At 63.6% G+C, this 23,479-nt stretch carries 20 protein-coding genes; 17 read left to right on the plus strand and 3 right to left on the minus strand.

The window, feature by feature from the left end:
* Positions 1-24: 24 nt before the first annotated feature.
* The 4 genes from aceB to HU144_RS10415 all read left to right on the plus strand — a co-directional run bounded on the left by aceB (position 25) and on the right by HU144_RS10415 (position 5,876).
* On the plus strand, positions 25-1,629 hold the full coding sequence (aceB, locus tag HU144_RS10400) for a malate synthase A (protein WP_235351282.1): 1,605 nt from the start codon (positions 25-27) through the stop codon (positions 1,627-1,629).
* Between the two features lie 145 nt (positions 1,630-1,774).
* Positions 1,775-3,235 carry an FAD-linked oxidase C-terminal domain-containing protein gene (locus HU144_RS10405; RefSeq protein ID WP_235351283.1) on the plus strand — a complete coding sequence of 487 codons (1,461 nt, stop codon included), beginning with the start codon at positions 1,775-1,777 and terminating at the stop codon, positions 3,233-3,235.
* The gene (locus HU144_RS10410) at positions 3,232-4,383 is read left to right on the plus strand and encodes an FAD-binding oxidoreductase (protein WP_235351284.1); all 1,152 of its coding nucleotides are present in this window, start codon (positions 3,232-3,234) and stop codon (positions 4,381-4,383) included. The genes HU144_RS10405 and HU144_RS10410 overlap by 4 nt, the downstream gene beginning before the upstream one ends.
* A 107-nt stretch (positions 4,384-4,490) precedes the next feature.
* Positions 4,491-5,876 carry a heterodisulfide reductase-related iron-sulfur binding cluster gene (locus tag HU144_RS10415; protein WP_235351285.1) on the plus strand — a complete coding sequence of 462 codons (1,386 nt, stop codon included), beginning with the start codon at positions 4,491-4,493 and terminating at the stop codon, positions 5,874-5,876.
* A 6-nt stretch (positions 5,877-5,882) separates the two neighbouring features.
* On the opposite strand, the gene HU144_RS10420 is transcribed toward HU144_RS10415, so the two are convergent.
* Positions 5,883-6,344 carry a universal stress protein gene (locus tag HU144_RS10420; protein WP_235351286.1) on the minus strand — a complete coding sequence of 154 codons (462 nt, stop codon included), beginning with the start codon at positions 6,342-6,344 and terminating at the stop codon, positions 5,883-5,885.
* Between the two features lie 13 nt (positions 6,345-6,357).
* Entirely contained in the window at positions 6,358-7,857 is a 1,500-nt protein-coding gene (locus tag HU144_RS10425) for a CitMHS family transporter (RefSeq protein WP_235351287.1), read from the minus strand.
* 142 nt (positions 7,858-7,999) lie between these two features.
* On the opposite strand from HU144_RS10425, the gene HU144_RS10430 reads away from it, so the two are divergent.
* The gene (locus HU144_RS10430; RefSeq protein WP_235351288.1) at positions 8,000-9,820 is read left to right on the plus strand and encodes a sensor histidine kinase; all 1,821 of its coding nucleotides are present in this window, start codon (positions 8,000-8,002) and stop codon (positions 9,818-9,820) included.
* Entirely contained in the window at positions 9,817-10,476 is a 660-nt protein-coding gene (locus HU144_RS10435) for a response regulator (protein WP_235351289.1), read from the plus strand. Before HU144_RS10430 ends, HU144_RS10435 begins: the two co-directional genes overlap by 4 nt.
* A gap of 363 nt (positions 10,477-10,839) precedes the next feature.
* Here HU144_RS10435 and HU144_RS10440 read toward each other — a convergent pair whose 3' ends face one another.
* Positions 10,840-12,129 carry an MFS transporter gene (locus HU144_RS10440; RefSeq protein ID WP_235351290.1) on the minus strand — a complete coding sequence of 430 codons (1,290 nt, stop codon included), beginning with the start codon at positions 12,127-12,129 and terminating at the stop codon, positions 10,840-10,842.
* A 157-nt stretch (positions 12,130-12,286) separates the two neighbouring features.
* Here HU144_RS10440 and HU144_RS10445 point away from each other — a divergent pair, with 157 nt between their 5' ends.
* The 11 genes from HU144_RS10445 (at position 12,287) to miaA (ending at position 23,419) form a co-directional block, all read left to right on the plus strand.
* The gene (locus HU144_RS10445; RefSeq protein WP_235351291.1) at positions 12,287-12,832 is read left to right on the plus strand and encodes an ArsR/SmtB family transcription factor; all 546 of its coding nucleotides are present in this window, start codon (positions 12,287-12,289) and stop codon (positions 12,830-12,832) included.
* A gap of 442 nt (positions 12,833-13,274) precedes the next feature.
* The gene (locus HU144_RS10450; protein WP_235351292.1) at positions 13,275-16,043 is read left to right on the plus strand and encodes a DNA translocase FtsK; all 2,769 of its coding nucleotides are present in this window, start codon (positions 13,275-13,277) and stop codon (positions 16,041-16,043) included.
* 107 nt (positions 16,044-16,150) lie between these two features.
* A complete protein-coding gene (pgsA, locus tag HU144_RS10455; protein WP_235351293.1) occupies positions 16,151-16,825 on the plus strand; it encodes a CDP-diacylglycerol--glycerol-3-phosphate 3-phosphatidyltransferase in 675 nt (224 codons plus the stop codon).
* A 4-nt stretch (positions 16,826-16,829) separates the two neighbouring features.
* On the plus strand, positions 16,830-17,354 hold the full coding sequence (locus tag HU144_RS10460) for a CinA family protein (protein ID WP_235351294.1): 525 nt from the start codon (positions 16,830-16,832) through the stop codon (positions 17,352-17,354).
* A 196-nt stretch (positions 17,355-17,550) separates the two neighbouring features.
* Positions 17,551-17,880, plus strand: coding sequence for a helix-turn-helix domain-containing protein (locus tag HU144_RS10465; RefSeq protein WP_143922548.1), 330 nt, complete (start codon positions 17,551-17,553; stop codon positions 17,878-17,880).
* A complete protein-coding gene (locus tag HU144_RS10470) occupies positions 17,880-18,107 on the plus strand; it encodes a DUF3046 domain-containing protein (RefSeq protein ID WP_101619758.1) in 228 nt (75 codons plus the stop codon). Before HU144_RS10465 ends, HU144_RS10470 begins: the two co-directional genes overlap by 1 nt.
* A 312-nt stretch (positions 18,108-18,419) precedes the next feature.
* Positions 18,420-19,532, plus strand: a complete 1,113-nt coding sequence (gene recA / locus HU144_RS10475) for a recombinase RecA (RefSeq protein ID WP_235351295.1) — start codon at positions 18,420-18,422, stop codon at positions 19,530-19,532.
* Complete coding sequence (locus HU144_RS10480) at positions 19,513-20,259, plus strand: regulatory protein RecX (protein ID WP_235351296.1); 747 nt, start codon at positions 19,513-19,515, stop codon at positions 20,257-20,259. The genes recA and HU144_RS10480 overlap by 20 nt, the downstream gene beginning before the upstream one ends.
* A gap of 39 nt (positions 20,260-20,298) precedes the next feature.
* Complete coding sequence (gene miaB / locus HU144_RS10485) at positions 20,299-21,795, plus strand: tRNA (N6-isopentenyl adenosine(37)-C2)-methylthiotransferase MiaB (protein WP_235351297.1); 1,497 nt, start codon at positions 20,299-20,301, stop codon at positions 21,793-21,795.
* Between the two features lies 1 nt (position 21,796).
* Entirely contained in the window at positions 21,797-22,450 is a 654-nt protein-coding gene (locus HU144_RS10490; protein WP_235351298.1) for a hypothetical protein, read from the plus strand.
* A 12-nt stretch (positions 22,451-22,462) separates the two neighbouring features.
* Positions 22,463-23,419: a tRNA (adenosine(37)-N6)-dimethylallyltransferase MiaA gene (miaA, locus tag HU144_RS10495; protein WP_235351299.1), complete on the plus strand. Its 957-nt coding sequence runs from the start codon at positions 22,463-22,465 to the stop codon at positions 23,417-23,419.
* The last annotated feature ends 60 nt before the right edge of the window (positions 23,420-23,479 follow it).

A 23,479-nucleotide genomic window follows, 5' to 3' on the forward strand; every position in this document is an offset into this window, starting at 1 on the left:
TGGTGCACCGAAGGAGAACCACCGATGACTGCTCAAATCGAGAATCTGGACATTCCAGAGGGCATGGAGATCACCGGCGAACTGCCGGACGGGGCAGAGAAGGTACTCACCCCCAAGGCCCTCAAGCTCATCGTCGAGCTGAACCGGAAGTTCAACGGCACCCGCCTCGAGCGCCTGGAGGCCCGTAAGGAACGCCAGGCTCAGATCGCCGCCGGCACCGATCTCGACTTCCTCCCCGAGACCGCCGAGATCCGCAACGATCCCAGCTGGAAGGTCGCACCACCGGCACCCGGTCTCGAGGACCGGCGCGTGGAGATGACCGGACCGACGTACAAGAAGATGACGATCAACGCCCTGAACTCCGGAGCCAAGGTGTGGCTGGCCGATCAGGAGGATGCGAACACCCCACAGTGGGATTCGGTCATCGGCGGGCAGCTCAACCTGCTCGACGCACTCAACCGCGAGATCGACTTCACCTCGCCCGAGGGCAAGAGCTACACGTTGGCCCCCGACGAGGAGCTGCCGACCATCGTCGTCCGCCCCCGCGGCTGGCACATGCCCGAGAAGCACATCCTCGTCGACGGCGAGGAGACATCAGGCTCGCTCGTCGACTTCGCGCTCTACTTCGCCACCGCCGGACAGCTCCAGATCGAAAAGGGCAAGGGCCCGTACTTCTACCTCCCGAAGATGGAATCCCATCTCGAGGCACGCCTGTGGAACCAGGTGTTCGACCACGCAGAGGACTCCTTCGGTCTTGACCGTGGGACCATCCGCGCCACCGTGCTCATCGAGACCTACCCCGCAGCCTTCGAGATGGAGGAGATCCTCTACGAACTGCGCGAGCACTCCGCAGGTCTCAATGCCGGTCGCTGGGACTACATCTTCTCCGTGATCAAGAACTTCCGCGCCCGCGGTGCTGACTTCCTGCTGCCCGACCGGTCTGACGTGACGATGACGGTGCCGTTCATGCGCGCCTACACCGAGCTCCTTGTGCACACCTGCCACAAGCGCGGCGCACACGCCATCGGCGGCATGAGCGCCTTCGTGCCGGCGAAGGACCCGGAGGCGAACGAAGCCGCATTCAACAAGGTCCGCGAGGACAAGTCCCGTGAGGCCGGCAAGGGCTTCGACGGCTCCTGGGTCGCCCACCCCGGCATGGTCGCACTGTGCAAGGAGGTCTTCACCGAGACCTTGGGTGAGAACGCCAACCAGATCGAGAACAAGCGCGATGACGTCTCCGTGTCGGCAGCCGAGCTCCTCGACGTCAAGTCGACTCCAGGATCGATGACGGAGCAGGGTCTGCGGACCAACGTCTCCGTCGGCATCCAGTACCTGCGCGCCTGGTTGGAAGGAAACGGCGCCGTCGCCATCAACGGACTCATGGAAGATGCTGCGACTGCAGAGATCTCACGGTCCCAGGTCTGGCAGTGGATGGACGCCGGAGTCGAACTCGACACCGGAGTCACCGTCACCGCTGACTTCGTGCGCCAGGTCGTGACCGAAGAGGTTGCGAAACTCCCAGGTCAGGAGTCGGACTGGAAGGATGCCACCGACACGTTCCTGTCCGTGGCCGTCGCAGACGAGTACGTCGACTTCCTGACGCTGCCGGCCTACGCGCGTATGCCCTGACAGACAGGACCGTGCAGGCCCTGAGTCTGCGCGGGTCAGGAGTCTCACCACGTAAGAACGCCGTCGAAAATGTGCCGCGGAGCACATTTTCGACGGCGTTCTTCGCTAAGCTCGACATCATCGACGCAAGGAGGCGGGAGTGGACATGAGCAGAATCGAATCGGTCCTCACACGGATCGAACCACATTTGCCACCAGGGGCGATCGTCACCGACGAGAACGAGCGCAAGACCTACGAGTGCGACGGTCTGGCCGTGCACAGGACCGTTCCAGCGCTGGTCATCCGCGTCACCTCCACCGCCGAGGTGGCCCTGACCGTGCGTGCCTGCCATGAGTTCGACGTCCCCTTCGTCGCCCGCGGTTCGGGCACCGGGCTCTCCGGTGGGGCCCAGCCGCACGCAGAAGGCGTGCTCATCGTCATGTCGACGATGAGGGACATCCTCGACATCGATCCGCTGGCCCAGCGCGCGATCGTGCAGCCTGGCGTCATCAACCTCAATCTCTCCAATGAGGCCAACCCCGACGGCTACTACTTCGCCCCGGATCCCTCGAGCCAGAGCGTGTGCTCGATCGGAGGCAACGTTGCCGAGAACTCCGGCGGCGCCCACTGCCTCAAATACGGTTTCACCACCAACCATGTCACCGGCCTCACCCTCGTCACCGCCCAGGGAGACACCGTCGAAATCGGGGGACAGGCTCCCGAATACCCCGGCTTCGACCTCCTCGGCGTGCTCTGCGGATCAGAGGGGACACTGGGCATAGTCACGGAGGTGACCGTGCGTCTGACCCGGCTGCCCGAAGCCGTGGAGACGCTGCTCATCGGGTTCGAGTCGACCGATGCGGCAGGAGAGGCGGTCAGTGACATCATCGCCGCGGGGATCATGCCCGCCGCCATCGAGATGATGGATGCGTTGGCTATCGAGGCCGCAGAGAAGGCCGTGGCCTGTAACTATCCGGACGGTGCAGGTGCCGTCCTCGTCGTCGAACTCGACGGACCGGCCATCGATGTCGATCTCGAGCGGGAGACGGTCATCGCCAGGGCGAAGGACCACGGTGCCGGTGAGGTTCGCGTCGCCGTCGACGATGTCGAACGCGGTCTGATCTGGAAGGGCCGGAAATCGGCCTTCGCCGCCGTCGGTCGGATCAGCCCCGACTACATCGTCCAGGACGGAGTCATCCCACGATCCCGGCTCGGGCCCGTGCTGGCGTCGATCTCGACGATCGCGGAGGAATGCGGAGTGCGCGTTGCCAACGTCTTCCACGCCGGCGACGGCAACCTGCATCCGCTCGTCCTCTTCGACGGCAGCATCGAGGGCCAGACCGAACTCGCAGAGACGGCCTCGGGTCGCATCCTCGACCTGTGCCTGAGCGAAGGTGGATCGATCACCGGCGAACACGGAGTCGGATCCGACAAATCCAAGTTCATGCCGCGCATGTTCACGAACGAGGATCTCGACACCATGCAGATCCTGCGCTGCGCCTTCGACCCTGACTATCTGTCCAACCCGGGAAAGGTCTTCCCGACACCACGACTGTGCGGGGAACCACCTCGGCGAACATCGGGGGAGCATCCCCTCCAGGCAGCAGGAAAGGCGGAGCTGTTTTGACCGCGGAACTTCCCAGATTCGCCCGACCCGAGAGCGTCGAGGAGCTCTCCGAGATCATGTCGGCCGCACACCGAGACGGACACAGCGTCGCTGTCTACGGCGGCGGAACGGCCCTCGACGATCACCCGCCGGGTCAGACACCGGGTCTCTTCATCGACATGAGCGGACTCAACCGGGTGATCGAACATTCTCCTGGGGACCTCATCCTCGTCGCCGAGGCAGGTGCACCGATCGCCGCTCTCAAGGACGTCGCTGACACCGGTGCCCAGGAGCTCCTCTCGGACTTTCCTGCGGATCGAGTCGACTCCGGGTCGACACTGGGAGGCGCCATCGCAACCAGAGCCGTGGGACCACGGCGAATCGGCCGTCTGCCTTTGCGTGAGGTCGTCCTCGGCGTCACCGTCGTCCTCGCCGACGGCACCATCGCGAAGGCCGGTGGCAAGGTTGTGAAGAACGTGGCCGGCTACGACATGTCAAAGCTCATGACCGGATCCTGGGGCACACTGGGGATCATCGCCAGCGCAGCGATCCGGCTGTACCCGAAGCCGGAAACCCAGGGCTACGTCGAGATTCCCGGCGCCGAGGCTGCGCTGAGAGTCCTCGGCTCCCAGATCGCGCCGGCGGCCGTCGAAATCGACCGGTCGCCGGGTGCAGAGGCCACGACCGTCGTCATGGTCGAAGGACTCGCGGAGTCGGTCGAGTCCCGAACCCGGCAGATCATCGAGGCCTACCCCGGTGCGAAGGCGGGCATCGAGCCGAGCTGGTGGGCACGGCGGGCTCAGGCCCCCGTGACGATACGGGCCTCGGTCTCACCGGCGCTGGTGCCGGAGCTGGTGGCTCAGATCGCCCGACTTGAAGACGCCATCGGCTACCCGATCCAGCTGCGCGGCAGCGCCATGGGAGTCTTCGACCTCGGCGTCGGCGCCCCCGACATGGACCCTGCGATCGCAACACGGGTAGTCCTCGAACACCTGCGGACCTGGGATCGCAAGCAGCTGGTTGCGACGCTGCTGTGCGCACCGCCTGCAGTGTGGAACGAGATCGACGCCTGGGGCGAGATCCCCGGGTTCGCGCTCATGGCCACCATCAAGGACCAGTTCGATCCGAACGGTCTGCTCTCACCCGGACGTGGAATAGGAGGACTGTGATGTCATGCGATTGCGGTGGCGCAGGAGGCTGCCAAGGCGGCGGTGCCCCAAGCCAGAGCGGTGGTGTTCCGGGCCAGGTTTCCGGAGCGACGGCGTTGGAGGAGACGATGGCCTCGGCCGGCCAGATGACCATGCAGATGGAACCTCCGACCATGGACCACTCGGCCTTCGACGTCTTCAACCCGCCGGACCCGAGTCTCATCGCCGACTGCGTCCACTGCGGCTTCTGCCTTCCCGCCTGCCCGACCTACCAGCTGTGGGGAAATGAGGAGGACTCACCGCGCGGACGCATCTACCTCATGGAGAAGGGCCTGGAGGAGGGGCCGATGAGTGCGTCCATGGTCGAGCACTTCGACGCCTGCCTGGGATGCATGGCCTGCGTCAGCGCCTGCCCGTCCGGAGTCCAGTACGACAAGCTCATCGAAGCCACCCGCGGACAGGTCGAACGCAACGGAAAACAGCATCGCAGCCGCGGCGAGGTGGCGCTGCGGGAGGCGATCTTCCAGCTGTTCCCGTACCCCGATCGTCTGAAGACCATGTTGGCACCCCTCAAGCTCTACCAGCGGACGGGACTGTCATCGGTCATCCGCAAGTCCAAGATCCTCGAGAAGCTCTCACCGACTCTGGCCACGATGGAGGCCATCGCACCGCCGGTGACCAAGAAGGTCACCATCCCGGCGTCGAACCCACCACGCACGGCCGAAGGCGAAAGCCTGCCTGTCCGGTCGCGGGTGGGGATGCTGCTGGGATGTGTGCAGCGAACCTTCTACCCCCAGGTCAACGCCGCAACGGTGCGTGTTCTCAACCTGGAAGGCTGCGAGGTCGTGGTGCCCCAGTCACAGGGCTGCTGCGGTGCCCTGTCCGTCCACGCCGGGCGCAGCGAAGAGGGCGAGGACTTCGCACGCAGAATCGTGGACACATTCACCTCGGCGGACGTGGACTATCTGGTCGTCAACTCCGCAGGCTGCGGATCGACGATGAAGGAGTACGCCGACATCCTCGCCGATGATCCCGCTTACGCTCAGCGCGCGAAGGAGCTGGCGGACAAGGTCAGGGACGTGACCGAGATCCTCGTCGAACTCGGACCCAGCGCCCCACGGCACCCGGTGGCCCGCGGAGGGCTGCGTGTGGCCTACCACGACGCCTGCCACCTCTCCCATGCCCAAGGTGTGCGCAACCCGCCACGTGAGCTGCTGGGCCAGATCCCCGGGGTCGAACTGGCTGCGATCAAGGATGCCGACACCTGCTGCGGATCGGCCGGAATCTACAACCTGGTGCGCCCGGAAGCGGCCCGCGAACTGGGGGACAAGAAGGCCACGAACATCGCCGCCGCAGGGGCCGATCTCGTCGTCACCGGCAATCCCGGCTGTCTGCTGCAGGTCACCGACGCCCTTCGACGACAGGGTGAGGCCACACTGCCGACGGCGCACACGATCGAACTCCTCGACGCCTCACTCACCGGTGCAGGAGCAGGGGACCTGTTGGCACGGTGAGCCGCGCTACTTGACGATGAGCACCGGGCACTCGGCCTCGAGGATCACTCTCTGCGTGCTTGAGCCCAGAAGCAGCTTCACCACGGGGGAGCGGCGCTTGGAGGGCATCACGATGAGCTTGGCCTGCCACGCCTCGGCGAGGTCGATGATCTGGGAGGCCACATCGGAATCGGCGCGTTGGATCTCGAACTCGAGGTCCGCCTCGGCGAGCCGAGCGGCCAGTTCCTTCGTCTGGGACAGGGCACCGGTCGACGGAGCGGTCGTCGTATCCGATTCGAAGTGGACGGCGCGCACAGCCGCGTTCTCTCGCCGGGCGCCGGCGATCGCCTGCTCGAGGAGGGCCGTGGAGGAGTCCGAGCGGTAGGCCAGGACGACCGTGGCCTGGGCATCGTCGATGCCGGCCGAGGCCTCCACGCGCAGCGAGGGCGCCGGGAAGCGGTGACGAGGGGCTGAGTAGAAGTCAGTCATATCGGTCGTGTTCCTATCCGATTGCGATGACGCCGATGAGGACGCCGACGGTCAGCATCACCAGGGACACGATGAGGGCGCGCCACAGGACCTTCTTGTGGTGGTCTCCGAGTTCGACTCCCGAGAGTGAGACGAGGAGCAGGATCGCGGGCACCAGCGGTGACTGCATGTGCACCGGCTGGCCCGTGATGGAGGCTCTGGCCATATCGGCCGCGGAGATCCCGAAGTGACCGGCGGTCTCGGCCAACACGGGAAGGATGCCGAAGTAGAAGGCGTCATTGCTCATGAAGAACGTCATCGGGATCGAGAGCAGCCCGGTGATGACGGCCATGTAGGGGCCCATGGATGTTGGAATGACATCGACGAGCCACTCGGCCATGGCGTCGACCATGCCGGTTCCGCTCATGATGCCGGTGAGAACACCGGCGGCCATGACCATGGCGACCACGGCGATGATCGCCGAGGCGTGCGAGGCCAGCTCTTCCTGCTGTGCCTTGATATTAGGGAAGTTGACCATGAGGGCGATGACCATGGCGATCATGAACAGGTAGGGCAGGGGCAGCAGATCGGCGATGAGCATGACCATCACGGCCACGGTAAGCGTCAGGTTGAACCAGAAGAGTTTGGGACGCAGCGTCGCCCGGTTGGGGTCGAGCGCGGTGTCGGTCAGAGCGGAGCCGGAACCGGAACCGGCTTCTGAACCCTCTTCGGCACCCGCGGTCTGCGCGAGCGATGATCCTGCCGAGGCTGATGCGCCGTGATCGGATCCCGACGCGGACCCGGTGCTGGGACCGGAATCTGAAGCCGAGGCTGAACCCGCGTTCGAGCGGGCGACGGCACCGACGAGCTCGGAGCGCTTCGATCCCGAACGGGACTCATCGACCCAGGTCACACCGTTCTTGGCCAGGCGACGTCGTTCGGAGATGCCGAGGAAGTAGGCGAAGACGAAGCACACCAGCAGGCCCGCAGTCAGAGCCGGGACCATCGGAGCGAAGATCTCATTGGCATCGATCTGCAGGGCCGAGGAGGCGCGTGCCGTCGGACCGCCCCAGGGGACGATGTTGAGAGTGCCGTTGATCAGACCCGCGACACAGGTCAGCACCACTGGCGACATCTCCAGGCGCTGGTAGATCGGCAGCATTGCGGCGGTGACGACGATGAACGTCGTCGACCCGTCGCCGTCGAGGGAGACCGCTCCGGTCAGCAGGGCGGTGCCCATGACGACTTTGACGGGATCATGGCCGGCGACTCTGAGGATGAACCCGACGAGTTTGTCGAAGAGCCCGACGTCGATCATGATGCCGAAGTAGATGATGGCGAAGAGCAGCAGCGCTGCCGTCGACGACATGTCTGCGATGGCGTCCATGACCATTTCGCCGATTCCCAGGCCTGCGCCGGTGAACAGTCCGAATACGGTCGGGACGATGATCAGCGCCAGGATCGGCGAGAGTCGCTTCGTCATGATCAGCGTCATGAAGACGATGATCATTGCGAAACCGAGAACTACGAGCACGTGCTTCTCCTATGAAGGCGGATGTGATGCCCGATACACCCTAGATCGCGTTCTGGTGCGGCGCGCGTTTGTGTGCACTGAACACGTTCTGCCTTTTTGGCACCTTTTGCGCATTTCGCTCATGCGTGGTTAGTGTGGGTCGGTGCGACGCCCCACCCGATCCTTCTCACGCCGTGTGCTGCTCAGCCAGCTCGCGGTCATTGTGGTGACGTTGGCGCTGGTGACCGGAGTCTTCGCGTGGATGGGTGCGCGCTCGGTCACCGAGGTCACCGAGACCAAGGCGCTGGCGACGGCACGGACGCTGGCGATCGATCCCGAAGTGAGGAAGGGCTCGACCCAGGCCTCGGCCCAGCCTGCAGGGGAAGCCGAGGAGGCGATCACCACTCCGCTGCTCGAGATCACCGATGACCTGCGAGACTCCTCGGGCATCGTTTTCGCGGTCATCACCGACGACCGGGGCATCCGACTGACCCACCCGGACCGGGACAACATCGGCAAACGGGTGTCGACCTCCCCGGATGAGGCGCTGGCGGGCCGGGAGTCCGTCACGCATGAGCGAGGCACTCTCGGTGAGACGGTGCGTGCCAAGGTGCCGATCTATTCCACCTCCGATGACGAGACCGTCGTCGGGGAGGTCTCCGTGGGCATTCACGCTTCGGTGCTCGATGCCGACCTGCGAAGAGAATTCCTCGTTCTCGGCTCGGTCACCGTCCTCGCCCTGGTCATCGGCGTGATCGCCTCGCTCGCACTGGGACGCAGGCTGCGCCGCGAGACTCTGGGCGTGGGTCCCGAGGAACTCGCGGAGATGGCACGTGATCAGGGTGCAGTGCTGCGCGGCCTCGACGACGGAGTACTGGCGTTCAGCTCATCCGGAGAGCCGACCCTGAGCAATTCGACGGCCGAAGAGCTGCTCGGGATCGCCCATGTCGATGCCGACGAAGACGATGTCGACACACGCGAGGACACTGCTGCCTCGGTCACGGGCGGACCCACGAGCGCCTCACAGGCGGACGTACCTGAGGTGATCAGAAGCATGATGCTCGAGGCACCCGATCACGGTGCCCTGCGTCGGCGAGTCACCGTCGGCGATCGGATCCTGTTGGCCACGGCAGTTCGCGTGAGCCGTGATGGGGTCTCTGTCGGCGGGGTCGTGACCCTGCGCGATGAGACCCAGGTGCTCACGATGGCCCGTCAGCTCGAATCGGTGACGTCGATGGCCCGGGCCCTGCGCACCCAGCGCCACGAGTTCGCCAACCGGCTGCACACTGTCCTCGGCCTCGTCGACACCGGTGCCACCGATGAAGCACGCAGCTACCTCGCCACGATCCTGCGGACCGGACCGATCGCCACCCCCGTCGAAGGCATCGAGGTGATCTCCGACCCGTATCTTCGTGCGCTGCTCGAGGCGAAGGGGACCACCGCCGCCGAGGCGGGTGTGGCCCTTGCAGTCACCCCGGATTCCTTGGTGCTGGGTCGGGTGAAGGAGCCCGAAGACGTCACACTCATCCTCGGCAATCTCATCGACAATGCAGTGCGAGCGGTGGTGACGAATGCAAGCGGCAGGGGAGCTGACGGCGCTTCTCGAACCGATGACGTGTTCGGCAGAGTCGAGGTGACGCTGCTGGGCTCCGGTCCGGAGCTGCACGCCGTCGTCACCGACTCCGGTGGGGGAGTCGATGACGCTGATGCCGAGTCCATCTTCGACGAGGGGGTCAGCCGCGCCGATGGCCTGGATCCAGAACATGGCCACGGCATCGGTCTGGCGCTGTGTCGACGGACCGCACGGCGACACGGCGGCCTGGTGTGGCTGCTGGCCGGCCACGATCCTGAACTGGGCGGTGCCGGCTTCGCCGTGCGCCTGCCCGATGTGCTCAGCGACGATGTGGACGACACTTCCGCAGGTGACGACCATGCAGATGAAAGCCCTGCAGACGAGCGTCGCACAGACGACAAGGAGAGATGATGGTCAACGTTCTGGTTCTCGACGACGACTTCTATGTGGGGCAGATCCACTGCCGCTACGTCAACGAGGTCGCAGGATTCCACGCCCTGGAACCGGTCAGAGATCTGCGAACCGCGCGCACGATCATCGCCGAGGAAGATGTGGACCTGCTGTTGGCCGACTACGTCCTGCCCGAAGGCAACGGTGTCGACCTGATCCGTGAGACCGATGTCGATGCCATCGTGCTCTCGGCCGTGGCTGATCGCGACGTGGTGCGCTCGGCCCTGCGGGCAGGAGCGATGACCTATATCATCAAACCCTTCGCTGCCGAGGAGCTGCAGGACTTCCTCAGGCGCTATGCCCGCTTCCGGCGCTATTGGGACCGCGAGAAGGTCAGCCAGCCGGAGCTCGAACGTCAGCTGCGCAGTCTGCATGACGTCTCCTCGCCGGGGAGCGCACCGGCCAAGGGATCAGGTTCGTCAACCAGCGGCCGGATCCTCGAAGCACTCGAGAGCGCTGACCAGCCACTGACGGCGATGGAGGTCTCCGAAGTCGTGGGCACCTCCCGCGCGACTGCCCAGCGCCACCTGGCCAAGCTGGCCGAGTCCCGAGCCGTGACTGTCTCGCTCCAATACGGAAGCACCGGCCGACCCGAGCACCTCTATGGAGTGGGCTGAGGGGTCAGCGATCCGGATCGCACGCCCGACCGTTCCGCCGAGGAAAGTGTGAGTATGAATGAAAGAATCAGAATCAGGATCAAGGCACATTGGGTCAACAGTTGGTTTCTGAAACTGGTGTCGAAACCCGTGGCGGTGGTGGGTCGTGCAGAGCACCCGCTGGACTGGTCAAAACCCACAGAAATCGAGATTGAGCAGAATACATCGGTCCGGATCGGTGTCGGTGTCCGGTATTTCGGGAGAGGAAAGTTGCTCGGTGTCTCGATGACCGAGGTGCCGGCATACAGCACGCTCGAACTCAGGCCAGACGTCATCACATATCGCAACGGATTCTGGAATCACGAACCATTCAAGTTGGTTGAGCTAACCTCGGTCGTCCCCGGCGGCACCAAGCAGGTCCAGCTCGCGCGGCAGAGTCCGCATCCGCAGGAGCGGGGAGGCGAGCACGGGAATCGACGCGGCAAGCGAACAGGCCGCGAGAATCCACATCGTCGTGGACACGCCGAGCCTGTCACCGAGGAATCCGGCGAGCAATGAACCCAGCGGCATCGGCCCCCAGACGAGGAACCGAATCGAAGCGTTCATGCGTCCCAACAGCGGCTTCGGACACAGGCGCTGGCGGAAGCTGACCTGGGCGACGTTGTAGACGACGACCGCCCAGCCGGTGACAAGACTGGCTGCGAGCATAGTCGGGAAGACCGGCAGAACCGTGGCCAAAGGCATCCCGAAGAAGCTCAACCCACCGAGCATTGCGGACACCGAGATGCTCGTTCCCTCACCGAGTCGTGCCTGCACCGAGGCGGCACTGAGGGCACCGAGGATTCCCCCGATCGCACTGGCCGACATGATGATGCCGAGCTGAACTTGGCTCAGTCCCAGTGTCGTCAGCACGAACAGCACCAGGAGGGCGAAGATGCCCGAGGCTGCGAAGTTCGTGAGGCCCGTGCATGCGATGATCCGGCGTAGCAGGTTGTGCCCGAGCACGAAGCCGAGTCCTTCACGGATCTCGGAGATGAAGCCGGTTCGGGTCGCCGGTTCCGGCGGTGCTTCACGGTGGCGGATTCTGCTGACGAAGAGACTCGACAGGCCCATGCAGACACTGGTCAGGCCGACTGTCAGCGGGGCTCCGATGGCGGCGACGAGTCCGGAGGCCAAGGTCGGTCCGACGACTCCTGCTGTCTGCTGACTGGCCTGAAGCTTGCCGTTGCCGTCCCCGATGGATTCGCCGTCGATGAGGTCGGGCAGATACGACTGATTGGTGATGTCGAAGAAGACGGTGACGATCCCGACTCCTGCCGCCACCAAATAGAGCTGGATCATGCTCAGAGCACCGAGCGCCCAGGCCAGCGGGATCGTCAGCAGGATGACTGCGCGCACGATGTCGCCGGAGACGATGACGATCTTCTTCGGCTGCCGATCGATCCAAGCGCCCGCCGGCAGACTGATGACGAGGAATGCTGCCGATTCCAACGCCGCGAGAAGACCCATCTGGAAGGCATTCGCGTCCAAGAGACTGACTGCGATGAGGGGGAGTGCGAAGAAGACGAGCTGAGACCCGAACACCGAGACGGTGTCGCCTGCCCACAGTTTCATGAAGTCGCGATGGGCCCACAGGGGTGAGCGTCTCGAGCGTGCGGTGCCGGATGTGACCATGGCTCGTCCTTGAGTCGGGGTGTCGTGATCTGATGGGGAGAGCAGATCAGGAGTGATTGAGAACTCTCAATCGCAAGTCTGTCAGCAGTGATTGAGTTAAGTCAATCACTGCGAGGTGACCAATTGACTTCTCCCGATCGCTCGTTAGCGTTGAGGTATGAATGCTGAGCGCGCCGAAAATACAGCGCGGACTGTCGCGCGAGCCGTCGAGCGCCGTGATGCCACCGACGCTGAAGCGAAGGCCTTGGCCTCGAGTCTGCGCATTCGCATCCTGCGGCTGTGCCTCGACGAGGCGCTGAGCAATCGCGAGATCGCCGAGGCGACCGACCTCAACCCCGCGACATCGCTTCACCATGTGCGGATGCTCGCCGACACGGGTTTCCTCGAGGCGCAGGAGTCGAGGCGGGGACGCCGAGGTGCGCGGGAGATCCCCTACCTAGCGACAGGCAAGAGCTGGTACATCGATGTCGGCGACGTGACGAATCCGATGATCGAGGCCTTCACCGCCGAATTCACTGCGGCTCCCTACGAGGAGCGGACGATGGGGCGGATGGCGGCGATGCTCACTGATGATGAGGTTGAGGAGTTCCGCGGCCGCATCGATGCTCTCTTCGAAGAGTTCCGCTCCCGCCGCAAGAAGCCGGAAGCCAAACAGTGGGGGCTCTTCATCGCCATGCACCCGAGCAGCCACGCACCCGAGTAACCACGAGCGATAGCCATCAAGACGCACGCTACGCGGCGATCTACGACGTTTCCGAGGGGCCAGAGCGGGACGACTTCGAGGCCTATGCGGCGATGGTCGCGGAGCTCGGAGCCACCTCGGCGTTGGAAGCGGGATGCGGAAAGTCTGAACCAGGTGCGTTAGGTGGTCATTCCGGGCTGAAATTCCTCGGGCGGATCAGCCCGGAACGACCATCTAGCGCGGCTGCACAGATAGGCTGACGGCGCGCCGAACCCTGCGGATTTACTGGGCAGGAGCGCATAATCGCCCTAAGATAAGAAGCATGGCGACCAGAACGACTTCCCCCGCTTCTGGTAAAGGAAAAGGCACAGCGCGCAAAACTGCTGGTCGGACCGGGCAAGCGGGGAACAAGGAAGACCCCGGGACAAACGTTGTCACCGGTGCGTGGAGGGGAGTGGCCCACATGGCCGGAAACCGTGCGCGAAAGATCCTCAGTGACGAGCCGAGCGATCAGTCACCGACCAAGAGAGACGGCACTGCCTTCTTCCTCATCGGTCTCTCGATCATCATCGCTGCCTTCGAATGGTGGAACATCCCCGGCGCCATCAGCGACGTCGTCCGCAACGTCGTCGAAGGCACCTTCGGCAGAGTGGCACTCGCGCTGCCGGTGATCTTCACCTGCTACGCGATTCGACTGTTCCTGCGCGGAGACGATAACCGGGGCAATAACCGGATTCTCATCGGTATCATCCTCCTGCTGCTCTCCGCATCCGCACTGGCCCACATCTCCGCAGGCAACCCCACATTCACCAACTCCACTGATGCTATGGCCAACGGCGGCGGCGCACTCGGCTTCGTCGTCTCATCGCCACTCGTGATCGCAACCACCGTCTTCGTGGCCGTGCCGCTGCTTGTGCTGCTCGGTCTCTTCTCCCTGCTGGTCATCACCGCAACACCCGTGCGTTCGATCCCCAAGCGTCTGATGGATCTCTACCTGCGTCTGACCGGGGGAGCGCGCCCCAGTTCTGAGAAGCAGGATGGGCAGGAGTCGACCGACCTCGTCGCTGAGAACGCGCGCACCTCCACCCTCAAACCCGTCAGGGGTACCAAGCGCCGGTCCAAGAAGTCTGAGCCCGGTGTCGGCGGTGCCGAGGATGACACGACGACCAAGGCCTACGACAAGGCCTACATCCATGAAAACGACGTCAGCGATGAAGAAGCCGACACCACCGTCATCGAACGGCCGAAATTCAAGCCGGGTGAGCGTCGCCCGACGAAGGCCGAGCGGGAGACCGCCGCGCTGAAGAAGACCATCGGGATGGACGACGACTCGACCACGGCGGCGAACAAGTCCGACTCGGGAGCCGCCTCGGCGCCGGTGCCTGTCACGAACGCTCCGGTGGCCCCACCCACTGAGCAGCTGCCCGAACGGGTCGAGCAGCTCACTCTGGCTGGGGACGTCACCTACACGCTTCCGAGCTCGGACAACCTCACGCCCGGCCCGCCCGCGAAGGAGCGCTCCGAAGCCAACGACCGTGTCGTCGAGGCACTGCGCGACGTGCTCGAGCAGTTCAAGATCGACGCACAGGTCACCGGCTTCTCACGTGGCCCCACGGTCACCCGGTACGAGGTGGAGCTGGGATCGGGCACCAAGGTCGAGAAGGTCACAGCGCTGTCGAAGAACATCGCCTACGCGGTGGCAAGTGCCGATGTCCGCATCCTCTCGCCGATCCCCGGCAAGAAGGCCATCGGCATCGAAATTCCGAACTCCGACCGTGAGAACGTCTCCCTCGGCGATGTGCTGCGGTCGAAGGCCGCCCGCAAGACCGAGAACTCCCTGGTCATCGGTGTGGGTAAGGATGTCGAAGGCGGATTCGTCGTCGCCGACCTGGCGAAGATGCCCCACCTGCTGGTCGCCGGTGCGACCGGTGCCGGTAAGTCAAGCTTCGTGAACTCCATGATCACCTCGATCATGATGCGCGCGACCCCCGACGAGGTGCGCATGATCCTCGTCGACCCCAAGCGCGTGGAGCTGACGATCTACGAAGGCATCCCGCACCTCATCACCCCGATCATCACGAACCCCAAGAAGGCCGCCGAGGCGCTCGAATGGGTTGTGCGCGAAATGGACGCTCGCTACGACGACCTCGCGAACTTCGGATTCAAACACATCAACGAGTTCAACAAGGCCGTCCGGGAGGGCCGCGTCCAGGTTCCTGCAGGATCGGAACGGGTGCTCCAGCCCTACCCCTACCTGCTGGTCGTCGTCGACGAGCTCGCCGACCTGATGATGGTCGCCCCACGCGACGTCGAAGCCTCGATCCAGCGCATCACCCAGCTGGCCCGGGCGGCCGGCATCCACCTGGTCCTGGCCACACAGCGACCCAGCGTCGACGTCGTCACCGGCCTCATCAAGGCCAATGTGCCCTCACGTCTGGCATTCGCGACCTCATCGCTGGCCGACTCCCGAGTCGTGCTCGACCAGCCCGGTGCGGAGAAGCTCATCGGACAGGGTGACGCACTGTTCCTGCCCATGGGTGCTGCCAAGCCGATGCGTGTTCAGGGTGCCTGGGTCAACGAGTCCGAGATCGAAAAGGTCGTCGAACACGTCAAGGGCGAACTCAAGCCGAACTACCGTGAAGACGTTGCGGTGGAGAAGCCGACGAAGCAGATCGACGAGGAGATCGGCGACGATCTCGAACTCCTGCTCCAGGCGGCCGAACAGGTTGTCACCACGCAGTTCGGCTCGACCTCGATGCTGCAGCGCAAGCTGCGCGTCGGCTTCGCCAAGGCCGGACGCCTCATGGACCTCATGGAATCACGAGGCATCGTCGGACCCTCCGAGGGGTCGAAGGCCCGCGACGTGCTCGTCCGGCCCGAGGATCTGCCGGGAACCCTGGCGATCATCAAGGGCGAGACCCCTCCGGACGAGGAGCCGAGCCAGGCATCGGCCGACGGCGGCACGGACGACGACGGCTCCGGCTACGGCGCCAGCCGAGCGCCTGGTGCAGGCGGGCAGTCGGCGGCGGCAGACTACGACGAGGAGTTCGAGGACTTCGGAGGCTCGGGGGCAGGCGCCTCGGCGAGGTCATCAGGTTCTGGTGCCAACGATCGTTACGCGACGGGAGTCGGGCATGCCGAAGACCTGCATGTCGGCGACGTCGACCCCGAGACAGGGCTGGAAGTCGTCGAGACCAGCGGTGAGGACGCTTGGTCGCTCACGGGCCGCTGACTCCAGCGACACAGCAGAACTGAGAATCTGATTACGGCGTGGAGCCGGCTGCTGAAATGAGTGGCCGGCTCCACGCCATTCACATGTCACTCCGATAGGCTTGCTACGTGAATGATCGATCAGAGAACGGCGCCCCGGGACACGCACCGGCAGAGCCCAGCCCGTGGAATGTTCCCAACGCCCTGACCGTATTGCGGATCCTGCTCGTTCCCGTCTTCCTCGTCCTCCTCCTGGCCGACGGAGGCCAGGACATGACCATGCGGTGGTGGGCACTGGTCGTCTTCCTGCTGGCGATGGCCACGGACAAGATCGACGGAGATCTCGCACGCAAATACAACCTCATCACGAACTTCGGCAAGATCGCCGACCCGATCGCCGACAAATCTCTGATGGCTGCGGCACTCATCGGCCTGGCCGCGATTGCTGAGATCCCTTGGTGGGTCCCCATCATCATCCTCGTCCGGGAACTCGGCATCACCGTGCTGCGGTTCTTCATGATCCGCATCGCCGTCATGCCCGCATCCAGAGGCGGCAAGATCAAGACCGTGCTGCAGACCGTCGCCATCGGACTGTTCCTCCTCCTTCGCCCCGTGGCGCAGATCGTCCCGGAAGGTGTGACCTTCGTACTGCTGATCCTGGCCTGGCTGATCATGGTCGCCGCCATCGTCGTCACAGTCGTGACGGGAATCGACTACTGTCTCCAGGCCGCGAAACTTGCCAAGGAATCGCGCGGGGGAGACGGGACTGCCGAGACCGGAGCCTCCGACTCGAGTCCGAAGTGAGCCTGTGAACGAGACCGAACTCTTCTCCCGAAGTCAGCACCTCATCACCACCTGTGCACAGGTGGGACTCTCGGTCGCTGGAGCGGAATCACTGACCGGTGGTCGCTTCGTAGCCACGCTCGTCGATGTTCCCGGAGCCTCCGCCGTGGTGCGCGGCGGACTCATCACCTATGCCACCGACCTCAAGTCCCGGCTTGCCGGAGTCGATGCCGACCAGCTCGAAGAGACAGGACCCGTCGACGAAGTCGTCGCGGCTCAGATGGCTGCCGGTGCGGCCAGGGAATGTGTCTCCGACATCGGGGTGGCCTGCACCGGAGTCGCCGGACCCGAACCGCAGGACGACAAACCGGTCGGTCTCGTCTACACGGCCATCGCCTTCGCCGGAAAAGCACAGGTCAGCGAGCATCATTTCGCCGGAGATCGAGACGCTGTGCGCGCACAGACGGTCGCTGCCATGGTGGCAGACCTCGACGACTTCGTCACCCGGCTGGCGTTCGGTCCCGACTCGAACGGCCCCGAAGAATCATGACGGTGCCGCTGTGGAATAAGTTCAGCCTCCGCGAAGTTGACCAGGTAATGGCAATTGGACGAATATGCACCGGTACCTTCGAATGGACTGGCAAAACCATCAGGTCACGCACCCAGGTTGGCGCTCGGCATCGACCGGGCTGTAAAGTTGACTACACCATCACGACTATTCACGGAGGCAAAGGGAGGGACGCGCAATGCTACTGAGAGTTGAAATCGGTGACGCACTGCGCTCCGTACGCCGGCGCCAGGGGAGGACCCTGCGCGATGTCTCCACGGGAGCCAGCGTATCGCTGGGCTACCTCAGTGAGATCGAACGCGGACAGAAGGAAGCCTCCTCGGAGCTTCTCTCCGCGATCTGTGAAGCACTCGATCTGCCGTTGTCGGCTCTGCTGTCATCGGTCTCCGATCGTTTCGCGCTCGAAGAGGGTGTCGAAATTCCCGACACCATTCCACAGGAACTCTCCGACAAGATCCTCGGTCGCCCAGGTGGATACCCGGTGCCACGACTGGCAGCCAAGCCCTAATGCGCCACACCCTCTACTGGGTCCTCATGAACGAGGAGTTCGGAGAGGCTCGTGCTGCATCGCTGCACACGGACCTCGCACTGAGCAGCCTGGGCTCCCGGACCGCCGAAGAGGCATTCCGAGCAGGCATCGAACCCCGCGACATCTGGATCGCTGTCTGTGATGCCTCGGGCGTGCCCGAATCACACCGCCTGGGCAAAGAGAAACCACGTTCACGCCCCTTCTGAGGTTGTCCCTCCGTGAGCTGTCATTCCCAGGACTGTTCATCATCATTCGAATCCTGCCGCTTCGCAGTGCGACCTCGCGGGTGACTGAGTCTGGTGATTGGGCAGGGAGTGGAGTGACCTCAGGTGCGAAATAGTGCGACACGCGCCGACATATAGAACACTTGTTCCCATGTCGGTTATGCTGGTAATGAATCACGGGACCTGTGACCATGAGTGGCTGATTATCCACGGGGGAATTCGTTCCTCTGTTGTTATGTCAGTGCCACCTTCTAGCCTTGGTCTCAACGGAAAACGAAACTTTTAGGAGAGACCATGGCTCGTACACCGAAGAACCTGCAGATCCCAACCGGCGGAGATAAGTCGAAGGCACTGGACGCCGCGCTGGGACAGATCGACCGCAACTACGGCAAGGGCGCAATCATGCGTCTGGGCGAAGGTGTTCGCGAACCGATCGCCTGCATCCCCACCGGTTCCATCGCACTCGACATCGCTCTGGGCATCGGGGGCCTGCCCCGCGGCCGTGTCGTCGAGATCTACGGCCCGGAATCCTCGGGTAAGACCACAGTGGCTCTGCACGCTGTCGCCAATGCTCAGAAGACCGGCGGAATCGCGGCCTTCATTGATGCTGAGCACGCACTCGACCCGGAATACGCGAAGAAGCTCGGCGTCGACACCGACCAGCTGCTCGTGTCTCAGCCGGACACTGGTGAGCAGGCACTCGAAATCGCGGACATGCTCATCCGCTCCGGAGCGCTCGACGTCATCGTCATCGACTCCGTCGCGGCCCTCGTGCCGAAGGCTGAGATCGAAGGCGAGATGGGCGATAGCCACGTGGGTCTCCAGGCACGGCTGATGTCACAGGCCCTGCGCAAGATCGCAGGCGCGCTGTCCCAGTCGAAGACCACCGCGATCTTCATCAACCAGCTGCGTGAGAAGGTCGGTGTCTTCTTCGGCTCACCAGAGACCACTTCCGGTGGCAAGGCTCTGAAGTTCTACGCCTCCGTGCGCATCGACGTACGACGCATCGAGACCTTGAAGGAAGGCCAGGATGCGGTCGGCAACAGAACCCGTGCCAAGATCGTCAAGAACAAGATCGCTCCGCCGTTCAAGCAGGCGGAGTTCGACATCATCTACGGCCAGGGCATCTCCCGCGAGGGCAGCCTCATCGATATGGGTGTCGAGAACGGCATCGTCCGCAAGTCCGGATCCTGGTTCACCTATGACGGCGATCAGCTCGGTCAGGGTAAGGAGAACGTTCGGAACTTCCTGCGCGACAACCCAGGTCTGGCTGAGGAGATCGAACTCAAGATCAAGCACAAGATGGGTCTGATCAAGGTCGACGAGCCCGAGGCCGGAGCAGAGACCGACCAGGTTGAAGACAGCACAGCAGAAAGCTCGAAATCGGATGACGTCGAAGTCTCCTGACCCGATCGATCGAGGCAGCGATCTCGCCGAGTCGAGACCCCACAGGGGAGATTCGGCGAGATCAGATGCGCCGACCGCGAAGCTGGATAAGCTGCGCGAGGCCATCACCGAGATCGACCAGCGGCATGCCGAGGGGGAGTCGGAGTACTTCGCTGAAGCCACCTCCGGCCCGGATCCTTCGCTGTCCCCGAGTCTCACGTCTCGCGCGGACCCTCCTTCATTCGCTGACGCGCTGTCGTTCGACGATGATGATGAGCCCGAGGACTTCGACGCCGCATACGCGAAGGCGAAGAAGACGGCCATGAACATGCTGGCCATGCGCGACCATGCCAGTGGCGAACTGCGCGACAAACTGCTCAAACGTGACTTCCTGCCGGCGGCCGTCGATGAGCTCATTGCCAAACTGCGGAAGTCCCGGCTCCTTGATGATGAGGAATTCGCTCACCGCTACGTGCGCGCTCACCGGGAACGACGGAAGCTCTCCCGATCAGCTCTCAAACGAGAACTGAGCAAAAAGGGATTGCCCGCAGAGATCGTCTCCGGCGCCGTCGACGATGTGGACGGGGAAGACGACCTCGCCCGCCAAGTCGCCGAGAAGAAGGCCGCATCGACACGCGGACTCGACTACGAAGTCCGCGAACGTCGAATCCTGGGTATGCTCGCCCGACGCGGATTCGCCTCCTCAGTCTGTCTGAAAGTGACACGCGAAGTCCTCGCCGAAGACTGAACAACTCCGATGACAGACAACAGCTAGAATAGTTGCGCCATGACTGAACTGATTGATGCACCCACCTCCACCGAGAAATCACCTCGCAGCTACGAGGTGAAGACCTACGGCTGTCAGATGAATGTCCACGATTCCGAACGGCTCTCCGGACTTCTCGATGATGCCGGCTATGTTCCTGCAGACACCGATGACCAAGCCGACGTCATTGTCTTCAACACCTGCGCGGTGCGGGAGAACGCGGACAATCGCCTCTACGGAAACCTCGGTCAGCTCGCTCACGTCAAGGAACGCAACCCCGATTTCCAGATCGCAGTCGGCGGCTGCATGGCACAGAAGGACCGGGACACGATCGTCAAGAAGGCCCCTTGGGTCGACGTCGTCTTCGGCACCCACAACATGGGATCACTGCCGGCGCTGCTCGAACGAGCCCGACACAACCAGGAAGCCCAGGTCGAGATCCTCGAGAGCCTCGATGTCTTCCCTTCGACCCTGCCCAGCCGACGCGAGTCGCAGCATTCCGGGTGGGTGTCGATCTCGGTCGGATGCAACAATTCCTGCACCTTCTGCATCGTTCCCAGCCTGCGCGGCAAGGAGAAGGACCGCAGGCCCGGCGACATCTTGGCCGAGGTTGAAGCACTCGTCGCCGACGGAGTCGTCGAAGTCACGCTTCTGGGCCAGAACGTGAACTCCTACGGCGCAGAATTCAGGGACAAAGGCGCATTCGCGAAACTGCTTCGCGCCGTGGGCAATGTTGAGGGCATCGAACGTGTGCGTTTCACCAGCCCGCATCCGGCGTCATTCTCCGACGATGTCATCGATGCCATGGCAGAGACTCCGACCGTGATGCCGCAGCTCCACATGCCTCTGCAGTCCGGGTCCGACACGATCCTCAAATCGATGCGCCGGTCCTACCGCACCAGCAGATTCATGCGCATCCTGGATTCCGTGCGCGAGAAGATCCCGCACGCAGCGATCACCACCGACATCATCGTCGGATTCCCCGGAGAGACCGAAGAGGACTTCTTGGGAACCATGGACATCGTCCGCCGTGCGCGCTTCTCGCAGGCATTCACCTTCCAGTACTCCATCCGTCCAGGCACTCCCGCCGCCACGATGAACGATCAGGTGCCCAAGCACATCGTGCAGGAACGCTTCGAACGACTGACGGCCCTCCAGGATGAGATCTCCTGGGAGGAGAACACGGCACAGATCGGTCGAGAGGTCGAAGTCCTCGTCACGACCAGACCTCATGATGACTCACCACGACTGACCGGCCGTTCTGCGGACAATCGACTCGTCCATGTCGGAATCCCGCAAGGAGCGTCCATGCCGCGTCCCGGTGACTTCGTCACCGCTACCGTGACAGATGCCAAGCCCTTCTTCCTCTTGGCCGACTCGGGTTTCGGTGTGCGATCGTCCCGAGCAGGCGATGCCTATGACCGCGCCCAGGCGGATAGCTGCGGAGCCCCGGCGCCCGGCCAGACGAGCGGCGGATCCACCAACCTGGGCATGCCGACCCTCCGCATTCGAAGCTGAGATGCCCTCCTTTGCGATCATCCCGGCGGCCCCGATCCTCCTGGCCGGCGTGGACTTGGCGGAGACCGCCACAGCTGTAGCGCTGCGAACGTCGATCGAGTCCGCTCTGCTGACCAAGGAGTCGTGGGCACTGCCGGTCAGCAGCCTGCCACCGTTGGCCGGCCTCGGGGGACTGGGGATCGATCGTGGCATCGACACCCGCACGAATGAGCTGCTCGACGGCGAGGACTGGGTTCAGGCTGTGTCCGAACTCAGCCCTGCCAGCCGTGCAGACTGCGAATTCGCACATCCTGCCATCGCCGTGGCACTCCTTCACGCCAACGCTTCCGGAGTGCGAATCGGCCCGCTGGGCAGCAGTGACGATCTGCTGGTTCCCATCGACCTGTCCGTCGCAGCCTCGGACAACGCCCCGTTGGCCCCTGTACCCCAGGCGGCGGAGGCCGATGACAGGATCGTTCGCTCACTCCAAGCCGGGGATATCGGGGCGGTCTCTGCTGCGATCGCTGTGGCAGCCGACGTGCACGCGGATCTCGACCTCCTCGAAGCCGCCGCTGTGCATATGCGGGCTCATGGAGGTTGCGACTATTCGTTCACCACCGTCTTCGACGAACGCGTCCACGAGGTCCGTTCGCTGTGCGGGACCGGGACGTACTGAAATGAGCCGAACTTGAGTGCAGTCGACCAGCCGACCATCACGATTGCCGGAGCCACAGCCACCGGCAAATCAGATCTCGCGCTCAACTTGGCCGAACACCTCGGCGGGGAGATCGTCAACACGGATTCCATGCAGTTCTATCGGGGTATGGACATCGGTACCGCCAAACTCCCCGTCGGGCAGCGTCGGGGGATTGCCCACCATCTCATCGACATCCTCGACGTTCGTGAAGAAGCGAATGTGCAGACGTTTCAACGACAGGCGCGTGAGGCCATCGCTGACATCCGAGCCAGAGAGAAACGTCCCATCCTTGTGGGTGGGTCAGGATTGTACGCGCGAGCAGCGACCGATCTGATGGAGTTTCCCGGCACCGACGCCGAGGTGCGGGCGCGGATCGAATCCGAGGTCGACGCCGATCGCTGGGGCAGGCACCGGCATCTGCAGGAGCTCGACCCAGCCGCGGCTGCGAAGATCACCCCCAACGACTCACGACGCATCGTGCGTGCCCTCGAAGTAATCGAGCTGACCGGACGCCCCTTCAGCGCTCAGCTGCCCGACTACCAGGAAATCGAACCGACCCTCCACCTGGGTCTGAGCGTCGAGCGCAGAACGCTGCACGAAAGAATTGCGACCCGGGTGGGAACCATGTGGGAGCAGGGCTGGGTCGACGAGGTGCGCGATCTCCTCGATTGCGGTCTGGCCGAAGGCAGGACCGCGTCCCGTGCCATCGGATACGCACAGATTCAGCAGTATCTGGCCAGCGAACTCGACAAAGACGCCGCCCAAGAGCAGACGACGATCAGGACTCGGCAGTTCGCCCGCAGGCAGGACACGTGGTTTCGCAGAGACCCGCGCATCGCCTGGATCGACGCGACTGCCGGTGACCATGAGGCCAATGTGGCCAAGGCCCTCGAAGTCCTTGCAGACACGACAGCGAACAAAGCAGACACGGCAGATCCCGAGAGGTGACGACAGTCCACGGGGGTTGAAGACAGTTGACACGGGTTGGAGATAGTCCACGAGATCTGA

Origin of the sequence: Brevibacterium sp. UCMA 11752 (assembly GCF_021532235.1) — a bacterium.
GTDB classification, from domain to species: Bacteria; Actinomycetota; Actinomycetes; order Actinomycetales; family Brevibacteriaceae; genus Brevibacterium; species Brevibacterium antiquum.